This window comes from Shinella sp. R2-11, from assembly GCF_055330205.1.
The window spans coordinates 178,417-195,269 of record NZ_JBVAPC010000005.1; the positions used below are offsets into that span (position 1 = coordinate 178,417).

Annotated in this window: 6 protein-coding genes; 2 read left to right on the forward strand and 4 right to left on the reverse strand. The window is 66.8% G+C overall.

Translation table 11 applies throughout. The annotated features are described in order from the left end of the window. Nucleotides 1-8: 8 nt before the first annotated feature. Both ACZ1A1_RS15080 and ACZ1A1_RS15085 read right to left on the reverse strand, forming a co-directional pair. Nucleotides 9-1,166 (reverse strand): OpgC family protein, encoded by a 1,158-nt coding sequence (locus ACZ1A1_RS15080; RefSeq protein ID WP_463620534.1) that lies wholly within the window; start codon nucleotides 1,164-1,166, stop codon nucleotides 9-11. A gap of 25 nt (nucleotides 1,167-1,191) precedes the next feature. Continuing rightward, a complete protein-coding gene (locus ACZ1A1_RS15085; RefSeq protein ID WP_463620535.1) occupies nucleotides 1,192-9,678 on the reverse strand; it encodes a GH36-type glycosyl hydrolase domain-containing protein in 8,487 nt (2,828 codons plus the stop codon). 567 nt (nucleotides 9,679-10,245) lie between these two features. On the opposite strand from ACZ1A1_RS15085, the gene metH reads away from it, so the two are divergent. After that, the gene (gene metH, locus ACZ1A1_RS15090) at nucleotides 10,246-14,040 is read left to right on the forward strand and encodes a methionine synthase (RefSeq protein WP_463620536.1); all 3,795 of its coding nucleotides are present in this window, start codon (nucleotides 10,246-10,248) and stop codon (nucleotides 14,038-14,040) included. 6 nt (nucleotides 14,041-14,046) lie between these two features. Here metH and ACZ1A1_RS15095 read toward each other — a convergent pair whose 3' ends face one another. Then, complete coding sequence (locus tag ACZ1A1_RS15095) at nucleotides 14,047-15,081, reverse strand: YeiH family protein (protein WP_463620537.1); 1,035 nt, start codon at nucleotides 15,079-15,081, stop codon at nucleotides 14,047-14,049. Nucleotides 15,082-15,159: 78 nt separating this feature from the next. Between ACZ1A1_RS15095 and ACZ1A1_RS15100 the strand changes: the two genes are divergently transcribed. Next, on the forward strand, nucleotides 15,160-16,014 hold the full coding sequence (locus tag ACZ1A1_RS15100; protein WP_463620640.1) for a LysR substrate-binding domain-containing protein: 855 nt from the start codon (nucleotides 15,160-15,162) through the stop codon (nucleotides 16,012-16,014). A gap of 76 nt (nucleotides 16,015-16,090) precedes the next feature. Here the strand turns inward: ACZ1A1_RS15100 and cobM are convergent, their stop codons facing one another. Then, nucleotides 16,091-16,852: a precorrin-4 C(11)-methyltransferase gene (gene cobM / locus ACZ1A1_RS15105; protein WP_463620538.1), complete on the reverse strand. Its 762-nt coding sequence runs from the start codon at nucleotides 16,850-16,852 to the stop codon at nucleotides 16,091-16,093. Nucleotide 16,853: the final 1 nt, after the last annotated feature.

Consider the following 16,853-nt stretch of genomic DNA (forward strand, 5'->3'; position numbering starts at 1 on the left):
GTCATCGCTTACGGATCGCTTTTGACCGGCAGGGCCTCGCGGCCCTGCCGTTTTGCATTGGCGATGACGGCGGCCTGCCAGTCGAGATAGCGCGCATAGGCGAAGTGGAGGGCGATGCCGAAAAGGACGTAGAGCGTCCCGAGCAGCGGGTTCTTCCCCGTGACGAACATCAGAACCTGCCCGACCATCGCGAGGATCGTGCCGAAGATGAAGACGGCGAGCGAATGCCGCCCCACCGCCACCAGCGGATGGGAAAGCGGCAGCGCCGCCCATCCGGTAAGCGCCGGGATCGTCGCCATCAGATAGGCCCCCGCCAGAACATGCAGCAGGCGCGTTGCGGAGAGGAAGGTCTTGTCGAAGCCCGTCAGCACCGCCGGCAGGCCGTAGGAGAAGTCGATGAACCACCAGGACAGCACCACCCAGAGCATCGAGACGGCGAGATAGGCAACGGCAAGCGCCGTCAGCACCGGATGGCGCGGAATGCCCTTCCCCTTCGCGCGCATCATGCCGACGAAGCCGATGACGAAGAGGAACTGCCAGGACAAGGGGTTGAGGAACCAGTAGCCGTCATCGAGGAAGTTCGACGGCGCGATCCGCCAGATGCCGGCACAGAGCCAGATCGTTCCCGACACGGCGAGCAGCAGGCGCGCGCTCTGCCGGTAGAGCCAGAGGAAGCCGGGCAGCATCAGGAAGACCACGGCATACATGGACAGAATGTTGTTGTAGCCGAACTGGTGGCCGAGCAGCACCATGCTGACGACGCCCTCGTCCGTGCGGTCGACGACGGCGCGCAGGTTGATCTCCGAAAGCAGGTCCGGCCGCGCGAACCACAGCGCCCCGCCCGCGAAGATCGCGAAGGTGATGATGCTCGTCATGATATGCGCGATATAGAGCGTCAGCGCCCGCCGCAGGATGCGCAGCGTCAGGGCGAGCCGCTCGCCGACCGCAAAGCGCGCGCCATAGGCGAGTGCGACGGACATGCCGGAAATCAGCACGAAGGCTTCCGCGGAATCGGAGAAGCCGAAGTTCTTGTGCGTCAGGTGCTCCAGGTACTGGCCCGGAACGTGATTGACGAAGATCGTCAGGAGGGCGAGGGCCCGGAAGACGTCGAGGCGCGTGTCGCGTTGCCGCGGCACGACGCCCGCCGGTCCATGTCTGTCTGCCATGATACTCATGTCCGCGTGGTGCGGATCAAAGCAAATAGCCCTCGTTTGAAGATTTGATGACAGTGCCGTTCACGGTCGCCTGCCATCCACCGTCTTCGCCGCGGTCGACGCGGATCGAAAGCTTCCGTCCGTCGAGCGTGAGGGTGGCGCTGTAGCCGTTCCACGCCGCCGGCAGCGCCGGATCGACGAAGAGCCGGCCGCCTTCCTTGCGGATGCCGAGAATGCCCTCGACGGCCGCCCGGTAGAGCCAGCCGGCCGAGCCCGTGTACCAGGACCAGCCGCCCCGCCCTGTGCGCTCGCCCGCGCCGTAGACGTCGGCCGCCACGACATAGGGCTCGACGCGGTAGCGTTCGGCCGCCTCCGGATCGAGCGCATGCCTGACCGGGTTGAGGAGATCGAAGCAGGCATAGGCGTCGTCGCCCCTCCCCTGGCGCGCCAGCGCAAGGACGACCCAGGTCGCCGCATGGGTATACTGGCCGCCGTTTTCGCGCACGCCCGGCGGATAGGCCTTGATATAGCCCGGATCCTGCGGGGTTTCGGCAAAGGGCGGCGTGAACAGGCGGATGATGCCGTTTTTCTTGTCGACGAGTTCGGCCATGACGGCGTCCATCGCCTGCCGCGAACGCGCGGGCTCACCCTCGCCGGAGAGCACGCTCCAGCTCTGTGCGATGGAATCGATACGGCATTCGGTGCCCGCCGCCGAGCCGAGCGGCGTCCCGTCGTCGTAATAGCCGCGACGGTAGTAGCCGCCGTCCCAGCCCGCCGTTTCGAGCGCTTCCTTCAGCCGGCCAAGATGGCCTTCCCAGATTTCGGCGCGGCCGTGGTCGCCCCGTTCGCGGGCGATCGGCAGGAAGCCGCGCAAGGTGCCGGCGAGCAGCCAGCCGAGCCAGACGCTCGTGCCGCGGCCTTCCTCGCCGACGCGGTTCATGCCGTCGTTCCAGTCGCCGCCGAGGATCAGCGGCAGGCCGTTCCCGCCGGTGCGCCGGTGCGCAAGGTCGAGCGCGCGGGCGCAATGATCGTAGAGCGAGGCCTCCTCCGACGAGCGGTCGGGCTTGAAGAAGGCATCGTGCTGGCCCTCGGCGAGCTGCTGGCCCTCGATGAAGGCGAGCCTTTCGTCGAGCAGCGTACGGTCGCCAGTGACCCGGCAATAATATTCCACCGCATGGGCGAGCCAGACGACGTCGTCGGAGATCATCGTGCGCACGCCGGCGCCGGTATCGGGCAGCCACCAGTGCTGCACGTCGCCTTCGACGAACTGGCGGGCCGCAGCGTTGAGGATCTGCGTGCGGGCGAGTTCCGGGTGGTGCATGATGAAGGCGAGCGTATCCTGCAACTGGTCGCGGAAGCCATAGGCCCCGCTCGCCTGGTAGAAGGCGGTGCGCGCCATGATGCGGCAGCCGAGCGCCTGGTAGGGCAGCCAGTCGTTGACCATCCGGTCGAGCGCCGCATCCGGCGTCTTGACCTGGAGCGTGCCGGTGAAGCCCTCCCAGAAGGAGCGGACCGACGCCATGACCGTATCGAAATCCGCCGCCCGGCTCTTGCCGGCCAGCGCGCGGGCACCGTCTGCATCGCCGGTGTCGCCGAGCACGAAGAGGAGCTCGCGCTTCTCGCCTGGCTTCAGCGTGATATCGACGGCGAGCGCCGCGCAGGGATCGCCGATGCCCTCGGCATTGCCGGAAAGCGCCTGTCCCGCCGCGACGGCCGAGGGAAGCCCGATGTCGCCGGTGCGGCCGATGAAATCGCGCCGCCGCGCCGTGAAGCCCGCGACCGGCGCATTGACGCCAAAGAAGCTGGTCCGGCCGGAGAAATCGAGGCTGTAGGGATTGGTCGCAAGGAGCGCGCCGCTCTCCTCGTCATGGCTCGTCACGACGAAGGGCGCCGTCCTTGAGGGATTGTTGCCGAGCACCCATTCGACATAGCCGTAGACCGTGAGGCTACGCGCCGTCTCGCCGGTGTTCTTCACGACGAGGCGCGAATATTTCACCGGGTCCTCGGGATCGACCGTCTGGACGAGATCGAGCTCGATGCCGTCCTCCCAGCTGCGGAAGGCCGTGTAGCCGAGACCGTGCCAGGTCTCGAACTTCACCGCCCGCTTGCGCGAAAGGGCCGCGAAGGGCGTCATCACGGTGCCGCGGTCGCGGTCCCGCACATAGAAGGCCTCGCCGGGGCGATTGACGACCGGGTCGTTGGTCCAGGGCGTGAGCTGGAAGTCGCGCGAATTGCGGCTCCAGGTGAAGCCGGCGCCTTCCGCTGAGACGTGGAAGCCGAATTCGCGGTTGGAGATGACGTTGATCCAGGGCTGCGGCGTCGCCTCGCCGCCGCGCAGGCGCACGACATATTCGCGCCGGTCGACGTTGAAGCCGCCGAAGCCGTTCCAGAACGAAAGCCCCTCCCCGTCGATGGCAACGGGCTCGCCTTCCGGCGCCGGAAGCTTCGGCAGGGCTGCGTCCGCCTTCGCCTCCTCATCGCCGCGCGGCGTCGAGAAGAGCGAGACCGTGCGGGCGATCTGGTCGGAAAGCGTGCCGTTGCGGGCATGGAAGACGGCGCGGGCCGCCGCCAGAAGCGCCTGCCAGGTGGAGACCTCCATCAGGTCGCGGCGCACCGTGAAGACATGCTGGCGCACGCCGTCGGATTGCCCGCGCATGCGCAGGTTCTCGCACATCTGGTCGAGCGTGTGCTGCATGTCCTGCGCATAGGAGGCGGCGCGCTCGTTGAGGATCACGAGGTCGGCGGTGACGCCGCGGTGGCGCAGGTATTCCTGCGCGCGCAGCGCCCCGCGGGCGACGTCGAGGTCGATCTCGTCGTTGATGCGCACGACGAAGATCGGGAAGTCGCCTGAAATCGCCAGCGGCCAGAGCGCCGACTGCGCCTTGAGCCCCGTCTCGATCGTCCCGGTATCGGCCCGCAGATGCATGTCCGGATAGGTGAGGTACCGGCCGAGCATCTGGAAGCTCGCCGCCTCCTGCGAGGTGACGCCGACATGGCGCATATGCACCTGCGAGCGCGTCCAGGCATGGATCATCTCGTGGTTGAAGGCATCGGGGTGGCGATAGCGGTCGATGGCGGCGTCCACCTCGGCGCGGCTCGGCGCGGCGATGGTCCAGAAGATGACCTTGACCTTCTTGCCGGCCGGAACGCGCACCACGCGGCGTAGTGCCAGGATCGGATCGAGCGTGAAACCGTCCGTGCCGGAAAGCTGCGCGCCGGGATCGAAGGCGGCGGCGGTCGCCAGCGAGCGCCCGCGGCCGATGAAGCGGCGGCGGTCCGTCTCGATCTCCGTGCGGCGCGAGGGGCCGGCATTGTCGACGATGAGATGAGCGACCGCCATGTCCGGCTCGTTCGGATTGCGCTTCTGGCGCTCCGCGCGGATGACGTCGCCGCGCTTGCCGATCTCGGTGCGGATGAACATCTTCGAGAAGAGCGGATGGGCATTGTCGGCATCGTCCGTCGCGATGACGGGTTCCATATAGGAGGTCACCTCGATGAAGCGGTCTTCCGTGCCGGTGTTGAGCAGCGTCAGGCGGCGGCCTTCGGCATCGTGCTCGGTGGCGACGATGCACTCGACCTCGCTGGTCAGCGTGCCGACGGTCTTGATGAACTCCGCCTTGTCGTCGCCGAACTGGGTCTTCGTCACCTCGCCCTCGATACGCTTCGGCTCGGCGGTGGCGGACCACCATTCGTTCGTCGCCATGTCACGCAGGAAGAGGAAGGAGCCCCAGCGGTCTTCCGTCGGGTCGGGCTTCCAGCGGGTGACGGACTGGCCGTTCCAGCGCGAATAGCCCGCGCCCGTCGCCGTCAGCATCACGGAATAGTGCCCGTTCGACAGGAACACGGTCTCGCGCTCGCGGGAGATCGGGTCCTTGAAGATGCGGATTTCCGGGCGCAGCAGGTCGGCCTGCGTGCTGCCGACGGTTTCCGGCTCGCGCTTGGCGTTGATGACCGGGATGTCGCGCGGCGCCTTTTCCTGGAGCAGCAGCTCGGCGGCCTCGATGACGGGGTCCGCATGGAAGCGTTCGCGCAGCACGCCGTTGAAGATGACGTTGGCGACGGCGGCGATCGACATGCCGTGATGGTGCGCCATGTAGTTCCTCACCACCGCGCAGGTCTTGCCTTCCGGCACGCGCGTCGGGGTGAAGTCGACGGCGTCATGGAAGCCGTAGACGCCGAGCGCGCCGAGCTTGCGCAGGCGTTCCAGGTTCTCCAGCGCCGCCTTGGGGGCGTATTGCGTGGCAAGCAGCGAGGCATAGGGCGCGATCACCGCATTCTGGCCGAGGCCGCGCTTGAGGCCGAGCGTCGGCACGCCGAAATTGGTGTACTGGTAGGTCAGCTCGTGGTCGCGGGCGTTGAAGGCCGCTTCCGAGATGCCCCAGGGCGTGCCGAGGCGGCGGCCGTGGTTCATCTGCTCGACCACCACCAGATTGTTGGTCTGGTTGAGGATGCCGCCCTGACGCTCCTGCATGACGAGCGGGGGCATCAGATATTCGAACATCGAGCCCGACCAGGAGACGAGCGCGCCGCGCGAGCCGACCGGAACGACCGGGCGGCCGAGCTTGTACCAGTGCTCGGTCGGCAGGTCCCCCTTGGCGATGGCGAAGAGGCTGGTCAGGCGCGCCTCGGAGGCGAGCAGGTCGTAGCAGGCTTCGTCCAGCTCGTTCGTCTCGACGCGGTAGCCGATGGAAAGAAGGCGCCGTTCCGGGCGGAAGAGGAAGCCGAAATCCATCGAGAAGGCGATGTCGCGCGCCCTGTCGCGCAGCACGGCCAGCCGGTCGCGCAGCGCCTCGATGCTGCCGAGATCGAAGACGCTGTCGGCGATATGCGCCTCGCAGGTCGAGACCAGCGCGCCCGCCCAGTGCACGACCTCCGCGCTCTGCGGCGACTTGATCTCGTGGTCGAGGTTGACGATCAGCTTGTTGACGTCGCGCGCCAGCACCGAAAGGTTGATGACGCGGATCGAGGCGAATTCGTGCTCGCGCTTGACGGCGGCGAGCGCGTTGTGGAAGCCCTCGATGCGCTCCTCGATGAGGCGGCGCAGCGGGCGCACCGTCTTGCGGTCGTCCGGAAGCTGCTTCAGCGTTTCCGAGAGGATCGAGGCGACGTCGCCGATGCCGTCGAGGCTGCCCTGGAGATGCGCCGACGGGGCTTCGGCCCATTCGCGGCACATGGAGGAGATGGCGATGAGGTGGCCGGCAAGGTTGCCGCTGTCGACCGCCGAGACATAGCGCGGCCCGAGCGTCTCCAGCGTGTTGGTGCGGTACCAGTTGTAGAGATGGCCGCGGTATTTCGGCATGCCGTCGATGGTGGCGATGGTCTGCTCGAGGCGGCGCACGGTCTCCTCGAAGCTCAGCCAGCCGAAATCGCGCGCCGAGATGACCGAGAGCAGGTAGACGCCGATATTGGTCGGCGAGGTGCGCTCGGCCAGAACCGGCTGCGGTATTTCCTGGAAGTTGTCCGGCGGCAGAAAATGCTGCTCGGCGGTGACGAAGGTCTCGAAATAGCGCCAGGTGCGCCGCGCGATCTTGCGCAGCTCGGTCGCGACATGGTCGGAAACGACGAGCTGGTCCTCCGTCTCCGCCGTCTGGCTGACGGACCAGGCGATCATCGGCGAGAGCATCCAGACCAGCGCGAAGGGAACGCCGATGAAGGGCAGGCCCGTCTTGGAGATCATGGCGAGCGCGACGGAGAACACCGCCAGCGCCGGCGCCTGCCACATGGACTTGTAGTGGGCGAGGATGCCGCCACGCGCGCCGCTGTCGGCCTGCGCGGCCGTGCGCCATTCCAGCATCAGCTTGCCGCTGACGAAGGTGCGGTAGAGCGAGCGCACGATGGCGTCCGCCATCAGCGCCGCCGAATGGGCGATGAAGACGATGCGCAAGGCGACCTGCGCATTGGCCGCGCGGATATCGGAGAAGACGCGGTGCACATGGGCGCGCGCGACGATGTCGCTGCGGCGCGGCATGATGCCCGAGATGAGCGAGAGCGTCGGGGCGACGAAGAGCAGGAAGATCAGCACGAGCTGCCAGATCAGCGCTTGGCGCGGCTCCATGTAGTACCAGCCCATGACGGAGGCGACGAGCCAGCCGATGGGGATGAGGCTGCGGCGCAGGTTGTCGTACATCTTCCAGCGGCCGAGCATTGGAATGCCGCTCGACGGACCGAAAAGATAGGGCAGCAACTGCCAGTCGCCGCGCGCCCAGCGATGCTGGCGCGAGGTCTCGACGCCGTAGCGCGTCGGGAAGTCCTCGACGAGCTCCACGTCCGTCACCAGCGCGCAGCGCGAGAGCGAGCCTTCGAGCAGGTCATGGCTGAGAACGGCGTTCTCGCCGATCCGCCCCTTCACCGCCGCCTCGAAGGCGTCGACATGGTAGAGGCCCTTGCCCGTGAAGGTGCCTTCGCCGGCAAGGTCCTGATAGACGTCGGAAACGGTGAAGACGTAGGGGTCGACGCCGCGGTCGGCCGAGAAGATGCGCTGGAAGGTGGAGGCTTCCTTGCCCGTCGTCAGCGAGGGTGTGACGCGCGGCTGGAGGATGGAATAGCCGGCGACGACCTTGCCCGTCGCCTCGTCGACGACCGGGCGGTTGATCGGGTGGTGCATCTTGCCGACGAGCTTGGTCACGGCATCGCGCATCAGGCGCGTGTCGGAATCGAGCGTCATGACATATTTGACGCCGGCCGGAACGACGTTCGCGCCCGGCAGGAAGGTCGTGTCGCCGTCGCCGCGCAGCAGAAGGTTCAGCTCGTGCAGCTTGCCGCGCTTGCGCTCCCAGCCCATCCACGCCCCCTCGGAAGGGTTGTAGAGGCGGCGGCGGTGCAGGAGATAGAAGCGCGTGCGCCCGTCATAGGCATAACGGGCCGAGAGCGTCGCGATCTCGCGCTTGGCATATTCCAGGACGTCGAGATCGGCCGGCGTCTCCTCGCTCTGGCTGTCGGTCCAGTCGCTGACCAGCGCGAAATAGATCTCGCCGCGCGGATTGGCGAGATAGTGGACTTCCAGGTTGCGCACCAGCTCGTCCACATGGTCGCGCTTGGAGATCAGACAGGGCACGACGAGAAGCGTGCGCGCATCCTCGGGTATGCCGTCCTTGAACTCGTAGCCGACGAGCCGCGAGGGCGTGACGAAGAAGGTGACGAGCGTGTTGAAGAGACCCGTCGCGCCTTCCGAGGCCGGCAGCGCGAAGAGGACGAGCATGATCAGCCATGCGCCATTCGGGATATCGAGCTGGTCTAGGAAATAGTAGACCGCGATCATCGCCAGCAGCGTCAGGATGATGTTCGGGCCGGCGATGGCGAGCCAGTCGAGCTTGCGCGTCAGGCGCACGACGCGCTGGACGAGCGAGGGGCGGTAGCCGATGCGCCTTTCGAGGAGCTTGCGTTTCTTGCCGACGAGGAAGGCGCCGACATTGGCCTCGTAGTCGGGATCGTCCGCATTTGCGGCCGCGTCCTCGGCCGTCATGGCGATGGCGGTTTCGGTGACCTCCAGCTCCGTCTTGCCGGAGCGGCGGGCGAAGCGCTCGATCGTGTTGCGGTACTTGTTGCGCGAGCCGAAATCGAGGTCGCTGTAGTCCGAGCCCTGGCGCAGCGCCTCGTCGAGGCGGCTGACGCTCTCGAACCAGACCGGCCATTCGGTGTCGTCCACCGTGCGCAGGCTCTTGATGAGCGAGCTCATCGTCACATTGCCGGAGGACAGGCGGTTGTTCTCCGCGACGATCAGTTCTTCGAGGTCGCTGCCGCGGCTCTCGATCCTGCGCTCCAGCCACTGGATGACCGCGCCGGACGCCTGGAGGCCGTCGCGCAGGCGGTAGAGAAGCTGGATGACGAAGGTGTTGTCCTCGACGAAGCTCTCCATCGAGCTCAGATGCGCGATGCACTTTTCCGGATCGTTGAGGCGGACCAGCTCGTCGGCCACCTCGTTCGCCTTGAAGCGCATCTTGCGCGAGCGCTCGACGCGGCTGGAAATGCGCCGCAGGTTTTCGAGCAGCACGAAGCGGATGAAGGAGGGCAGCGCCCAGAGCTCGCCGATCTTCAGCGCATCGAGCTTCTGGAAGCCCTGCACGAAGGCCGTCAGGCTTTCCACCGACACGCCGCTATGGGTGTGGGCGACATAGAGCCAGGCGATGGCCAGCGTGCGGGGAACCGGCCTGCCGTCGATCTCGATGGTCGGCAGCTGGCGGAAGAAGCGGCGGGGGAAGTCGCGCCGGACCTCCTGGATCGCTTCCTCGATGACGTAATAGTTGTCGAGCAGCCATTCGGCCGCGGGCGTGATCTGCGCGCCCGCCTCCACGTCCCGTGCCGTCGCCTGGTAGACGCGGAAGATCTCCTTCTCGTTCTCCTTGTGCCGCGGGCGGAACTCGAAGGGCTGGTAGCCGGGCAGGGCCGCCGTCCTGTCGCGCGCAAGCGCTTCCCCGCACTCGGCCAGCTCCTCCAGCGTCAGATAGGTGGCGCGGATGGAGTCGTTGTAGTCGATGTGCTTGGCATCGGCATCACGCGGGGCTTGCGGCGTATTGTGAAGGGGCATGTTTCTGATTCTGGATCCGGCCATGGTGAGCCAACCGGCGGCGGCCTTGGCGCCGGAGGGTTTGTCGCGGACAGGCTTCTTCTCGGCGCCGCGATCAGCCATGACACCGGACGGCGCCCTCGGGACGCTTCACGGATGGGACTGGCTCAGGCGACACGCTGATTGGCATCCTGGCCGCGTGGTGCATGAAAACGGCATTTTTTAGCCGTAAGGACAGAGACTTGCAACATGTCAACAGGACCTGATGGCGCAGCATGGACCCTCATCTGCGGTTTTGGTGAATCCCTTCGCCCCTCGTTCAAGGCAAGGGAAGACGGGATACTGGCGAAGGGCAACGCGCAACCGCGCGAAAAGTTCCTGCGGGCATTACAACCGCCTTTTCGGGCAGCCTTGAGGCGGGTCTCCCGCAATAGCGCTCGCAACCAGGCGCCGATCCGGGTATTGCCATGGAATGGCCCGGCGGCTTCTGCCGGGCATTGAATCGAAATAGGCGAATGAGCACATATTGACATAAAGATATCTTTATGTGATCTCCCATATGCTATTTGTCAGTACCGGAGGGCTCCCATGGCCAATTCCCACCTGGACACCCTGTTCGGCCCCGAGCAGCCGCCGCGCGACGGCAGCGAAGTCCTGGCCGCGCTCAAGGCTGCCGCGCAGGAGCGCATCCTCGTGCTCGACGGCGCCATGGGCACGGAGATCCAGACGCTCAAGCTCGTGGAAGAGGACTTCCGCGGCGACCGTTTCGGCGACTGCGCCTGTCACCAGCAGGGCAACAACGACCTCCTGACGCTGACGCAGCCGGCCGCCATCGAGGACATCCATTACCGCTACGCGCTTGCCGGCGCGGACATCCTCGAAACGAATACCTTCTCCTCCACCACCATCGCCCAGGCCGATTATGGCATGCAGGACATGGTCTATGAGCTGAACCGCGACGGCGCGCGCCTTGCCCGCCGCGCGGGCCTGCGCGCCGAGCAGAAGGACGGCCGCCGCCGCTTCGTCGCCGGCGCCCTCGGCCCGACGAACCGCACCGCCTCCATCTCGCCGGACGTCAACAATCCCGGCTACCGCGCCGTCACCTTCGACGACCTGCGCACCGCCTATGCCGAGCAGGTGCGCGGCCTTATCGACGGCGGCGCCGACATCATCCTCATCGAGACCATCTTCGACACGCTGAACGCCAAGGCCGCGATCTTCGCCACCCGCGAGGTCTTCGAGGAAAAGGGCATCCACCTGCCGGTCATGATCTCGGGCACGATCACCGACCTTTCCGGCCGCACGCTGTCCGGCCAGACGCCGGAGGCCTTCTGGAACTCGGTGCGTCACGCCACGCCCTTCTCCATCGGCCTCAACTGCGCGCTGGGCGCCAACGCCATGCGCGCGCATCTTGCCGAGATTTCCTCGGTGGCGGAGACCTTCGTCTGCGCCTATCCGAATGCCGGCCTGCCGAACGCCTTCGGCAAGTACGACGAGACGCCGGAGGAAATGGCCGACCAGATCGAAGGCTTCATGCGCGACGGCCTCGTCAACATCGTCGGCGGCTGCTGCGGCTCGACGCCTGCCCATATCCGCGCCATCGCGCAAGCCGCCGCGCGCCACAAGCCGCGCCAAATCCCGGATATCCCGCGCCATATGCGCCTGTCCGGCCTCGAGCCCTTCACGCTGACGGAGGCCATTCCCTTCGTGAATGTCGGCGAGCGCACCAACGTCACGGGCTCGGCGAAATTCCGCAAGCTGATCACCGCCGGCGACTATGCGGCCGCGCTCGACGTCGCCCGCGACCAGGTGGCCAACGGCGCGCAGATCATCGACATCAACATGGACGAGGGCCTCATCGATTCCCAGAAGGCGATGGTGGAATACCTCAATCTCATCGCCGCCGAGCCGGACATCGCCCGCGTTCCCGTCATGATCGACTCGTCCAAGTGGGAGATCATCGAGGCGGGCCTGAAATGCGTGCAGGGTAAGCCGCTGGTCAACTCGATCTCGCTGAAGGAAGGCGAGGAAGCCTTCCTGCGCTATGCCAAGCTCGTGCGCGCCTATGGCGCCGCCGTGGTCGTCATGGCCTTCGACGAGAAAGGCCAGGCCGACACCAAGGCGCGCAAGGTGGAGATCTGCACCCGCGCCTACAAGCTGCTGACCGAAGTCGCGGGCCTCGCCCCCGAGGACATCGTCTTCGACCCCAACATCTTCGCCGTCGCCACCGGCATCGAGGAGCACGACAATTACGGCGTCGACTTCATCGAGGCGACCGCCGAGATCACCGCGACGCTGCCGCATGTCCACATTTCCGGCGGCGTCTCGAACCTCTCCTTCTCCTTCCGCGGCAACGAGCCGGTGCGCGAGGCGATGCACGCCGTGTTCCTCTACCACGCCATCCAGGCGGGCATGGACATGGGCATCGTCAATGCCGGCCAGCTCGCCGTCTACGACACGATCGAGCCCGAGCTGCGCGAGGCCTGCGAGGACGTGGTGCTGAACCGCGTGCCCAAGGCCGGCGGCACCGCCACCGAGCGCATGCTGGAGATCGCCGAGCGCTTCAAGGGCGCGGGCGGCAAGGAAGCCAAGGAACGCGACCTTGCGTGGCGCGAATGGCCGGTGGAGAAGCGGCTGGAGCACGCGCTCGTCAACGGCATCACCGAATTCGTGGAAGAGGACACGGAAGAGGCACGGCAGAAGGCCGAGCGCCCGCTGCACGTCATAGAGGGCCCGCTGATGGCCGGCATGAACGTCGTCGGCGACCTCTTCGGCGCGGGCAAGATGTTCCTGCCGCAGGTGGTGAAGTCCGCCCGCGTGATGAAGCAGGCCGTCGCCGTGCTGCTGCCCTACATGGAAGCGGAGAAGCTCGCCAATGGCGGCGGCGGCGACGAACGCCAGAGCGCCGGCAAGATCCTGATGGCGACCGTCAAGGGCGACGTGCACGATATCGGCAAGAACATCGTCGGCGTCGTGCTCGCCTGCAACAATTACGAGATCATCGACCTCGGCGTGATGGTGCCGGCGACGAAGATCCTCGAGACGGCGAAGGCCGAGAAGGTCGACATCATCGGCCTTTCCGGCCTCATCACCCCCTCGCTCGACGAGATGGCCCATGTCGCCGCCGAGATGGAGCGCGAGGGCTTCGACATCCCCCTCCTCATCGGCGGGGCGACGACGAGCCGCGTGCACACGGCCGTCAAGATCCACCCGCGCTACGAGCGCGGCCAGGCCGTCTACGTCACCGATGCCAGCCGCGCCGTCGGCGTCGTCGGCAGCCTGCTGTCGGCGGAGATGAAGCCCGGCTATGTCGACACCCTGAAGGCCGAATACCGCAAGGTCGCCGACGCCCATGCGCGCAGCGAGGCGGAAAAGCAGCGCCTTCCCATCGCAAGGGCCCGCGACAACGCCTTCAAGGCCGACTGGTCGGCCTATGAACCGAAGACGCCGTCCTTCCTCGGCACCCGCGTCTTCCAGGACTGGGATCTTGCCGAGCTCGCCCGCTACATCGACTGGACGCCCTTCTTCCAGACCTGGGAGCTGAAGGGCGTCTATCCCCGGATTTTCGAGGACGAGAAGCACGGCGAGGTGGCCCGCCAGCTCTTTGCCGACGCGCAGGCGATGCTGGACAAGATCATCGCGGAAAAATGGTTCACGCCGAAGGCGGTCGTCGGCTTCTGGCCGGCCGGCACCGTCGGCGACGATATCCGGCTCTTCACCGACGAGGCGCGCGAGAAGGACCTCGCCACCTTCTTCACGCTCCGCCAGCAGCTCTCCAAGCGGGACGGCCGACCGAACGTGGCGCTCTCCGACTTCGTCGCGCCCGTCGACAGCGGCCGCAAGGACTATCTCGGCGGCTTCGTCGTGACGGCCGGCATCGGCGAGATCGCCATCGCCGAGCGCTTCGAGCGGGCGAACGACGACTACAACTCGATCCTCGTCAAGGCGCTGGCCGACCGCTTCGCCGAAGCCTTCGCCGAGCGCATGCACGAATATGTCCGCAAGGAACTGTGGGGCTATGCGCCGGACGAGACCTTCTCGCCCACCGACCTGATCGGCGAGCCCTATGCCGGCATCCGCCCCGCGCCGGGCTATCCCGCCCAGCCGGACCACACGGAGAAGACGACACTCTTCCGCCTGCTCGACGCGGAAAAGGAGATCGGCGTCGAACTGACGGAAAGCTATGCCATGTGGCCGGGCTCCTCCGTCTCCGGCCTCTACATCGCCTCGCCCGAAAGCTACTATTTCGGCGTCGCCAAGGTGGAGCGCGACCAGGTGGAGGACTATGCGCGCCGCAAGGGCATGGAGGTCGGCGATGTGGAGCGCTGGCTCGGCCCCGTGCTCAACTACGTGCCGACTACCGTGCGGGAAGACGCGGCCTGAGACCTCTCAGGCCGTCGCAAGGTTGAGCAGCAGCACCATGGCATAGCTGGCGACGACCAGCAGGCCGAGCGAAAGCACGACCGCCACCGTCACCCGCGGCCCGGCGCGCAGGACGCGCTTCAGGTCGATGCCGAGACCGAGCGCGGCCATGGAGAGGATGGTCAGCACGGTGGCCGCCCTGCTCATGGTCCCGGCAAGCCCCGCATCGATGAGACCGAAGCTGCGTGCGAAAAGCATGGCGAGGAAGCCGAGGATGAACCACGGCACCAGCCGGTGCAGCGCCGGCCGGCGCCCGCCTGCCTTACCCGAGACGAGCGACAGCACGAAGACGACCGGGCCGAGCATCAGCACCCGCATCAGCTTGACGAAGGTGCCGATCTGGATGCTGAGGGCCGAGACCGGCGCGGTGGCGGCCAGCACCTGCGGCACCGCATAGACCGTCATGCCCGCCATCACCCCGTAGCCCGTCGCCGACAGGCCGAGCAGCGGCACCAGCGCCGGCAGCAGCAGCACCGTCACCATGCCGAGCACCGCCGTGAAGGCGATGGAGGAGGCGACATCCTCCGCATCCGCATGGATGACCGGCGCGGTTGCGGCGATCGCGGAATTGCCGCAGATGGAGTTGCCGCAGGCGACCAGCATTGCGACGCGGCGCGAAAGCCCGAGCCCCCGCCCGATCCCGTAGCTGGCGACCAGGACCGTCGCCACCACCGCCGCGATGGCGGCGATCAGCGGCAGGCCCATGCCGGCGATCGCCGCCGCGCTGACGCCGGCGCCGAGCAGCACGATGGCGACCTCCAGGAAATACTTGGCCGAGAAGGCGATGCCGGGATCGAAGGCCTCCGGCCGGCGCAGGAGGAGGCGCACAAGCGAACCGATGAGGATCGCCAGCACCAGCGCCTCGATCCACGCGCCGCCCGTCAGCTGGAGTTCCGCGCGCTCGGCAATAAGCGCGAGACCGGAGACCAGCACCGAGAGAAGCACGCCCGGCGCCAGAGCGCGAATTCCAAGGATCGGATGTTTTTTGGGTGTTTTTTCCATGCGCCGATCAATGCGCTTGAAAAACCGTTCGATCCATCGGCAAATATCTGATGTTTCATTCGATTGGATCGAACGATGATGACATTGGAACAGCTTCGTATCTTCGTCGCCGTGGCGGAGCGCGAGCACCTCACCCGGGCCGCCGAGACGCTCCACCTCACGCCCTCGGCGGTGAGCTCGGCGATCCGCGTCCTGGAGGAGCGTTACGGCATCGCCCTTTTCCACCGCACGGGCCGGCGGATCGAGCTGACGGAGGCGGGCCTTGCCTTCCTGCCCGAGGCGCGGGCGACGCTGGCGCGCGCGACGAGCGCCGACCTCTTCCTAACCGAGATCGGCGGCCTGAAGCGCGGCACGCTCGCCATCGCCGCCAGCCAGACGGTGGGCGGTTACTGGCTGCCCCCGCTCCTCCTCCGCTTCCACGAAACCTATCCGGCCATCGACATCCGCATGGTGGGCGGCAATACGGAGCAGGCGGCCGAGGCCGTTCTGGAGGGGCGGGCGGAGTTGGGTATCGTGGAAGGCGAGGTCGATCACCCCGCATTGTCGCAGCGCATCGTCGCCCGCGACCGGGTGCTCGTCGTCGCGCCCCCGGGCCATCCCCTCGCCGGCCGGCCGGTCATGCCGGACGAACTGACGCAGGCCCGATGGATCCTGCGCGAACCCGGCTCCGGCACGCGCAGCGCGCTGACCTCGGCTCTCGATGAGACGGCGCTGGATATCGCGCTGTCGCTGCCCTCCAACGAGGCGGTGCGCAGCGCCGTGCTGGCCGGCAATGCGCTGACGGCCGTCTCGGAATATGTGGTGCGGGACGACCTTACCACCGGGCGGCTCGCGCTGGTCGCCTTCGACCTGCCCGAGCGCGCCTTCCGCCTGCTGCGGCACAAGGAGCGCTATCGCTCCAAGGCCGCCCTTGCCTTCGAAAAGCTGCTTTGAAGCAGTTCTACGCCCGGAATTGCGCTAGAATAAATAGCTGGAGCGTTTTCTCGCTTCGAGGAAAAGCGGAAATACTCTAGTCGCCCCTGCCGCGGAACCGGCGCTGATAGGCGGGATCGTAGAGCGCGCTCTCGCGAAAATCCGCCGCCGCGAGCGTGCGGCCGACGAAGATCAGCGCCGTGCGCTCGATGGGCTCCTCCGCCACTTTTGCCGCGATATCGGCGAGCGTGCCGCGCACGACCCGTTCGTCCGGCCAGGAAGCCTTGACGACGATGGCGACCGGGCAATCGGCGCCATAGAGCGGTGTCAGCTCTTCCACCACCCTGTCGAGTGCATGGATGGCGAGATGGATGGCGAGCGTCGCCCCCGTCGCGCCGAACCCTTCCAGCGTCTCGCGGTTCGGCATGGGCGAGGCGCGGCCGGAAACCCGGGTGAGCACGAGGCTCTGCGCGACGGCCGGAATGGTCAGCTCGCGGCCGAGCGCGGCGGCGGCGGCGGCGAAGGAGGGCACGCCCGGCGTCATCGTATAGGCGAGCCCATGTTTCTCCAGCCGGCGGATCTGCTCGGCGACGGCGCTCCAGACGGAGAGATCGCCGGAATGCAGCCGCGCCACGTCCTCGCCCGCTTCGGCGGCCCGGACATATTCCGCCTCGATCTCGTCGAGCGACAGCGGCGCCGTATCGACGATGCGCGCGCCCGGCGGGCAATATTGCAGCAGCTCCGGCGAGACGATGGAGCCGGCATAGAGGCAGACCGGGCATCTGCCGATGAGATCGCGGCCGCGAACGGTGATGAGATCCGCCGCGCCCGGGCCGGCGCCGATGAAGTGAACGGTCATG